The organism is Vogesella mureinivorans (assembly GCF_007644035.1).
In the GTDB taxonomy this organism is placed as follows: Bacteria; Pseudomonadota; Gammaproteobacteria; order Burkholderiales; family Chromobacteriaceae; genus Vogesella; species Vogesella mureinivorans.
In genome coordinates, this window is the sequence record NZ_VMTV02000015.1 from 1 (window position 1) to 423 (window position 423).

General features: G+C 68.1%; 1 protein-coding gene. It reads right to left on the reverse strand.

Going from position 1 to position 423, the window contains the following annotated elements:
* Positions 1-423 (reverse strand): TetR/AcrR family transcriptional regulator (locus FLQ44_RS00430; RefSeq protein ID WP_147692580.1); only part of this gene is annotated, 423 nt, incomplete at both ends.

A 423-nucleotide genomic window follows, 5' to 3' on the forward strand; every position in this document is an offset into this window, starting at 1 on the left:
CACCTGGCGGTAGGCCAGCGTCAGCCAGTCCATGCGGCGCGCTGAGACGCGCTGCATCACCGGCTGCACCACCGCATGGTCCATGGCCTTCAACAGCTCGGAATAGATGGCATGCGAAGCGGTCTGGGTGCCGACGAGGCGGAACAGCTGCTCCAGGCGGCTGCGCGGGTCCTCGATGCCTTCGAGCTGGGCGAAGACTTCCTCCAATTCGCGCTGCTCCCAGCGCTCCAGGGCCGCCCGCAGCAGCGCCTCCCGTGAAGGGAAGTGCCAGTAGAAGCTGCCCTTGGTAACGCCCAGTCGACGCGCCAGCGGCTCGACGGCCACCGCGGCAACGCCCTGCTCGGCGATCAGGTCCAGGGCACCCTGGGCCCAGTCGTTCGCGGAAAGCCGCGGCGCCTTGTCAACTTTCTTGGAGGGGGCGTT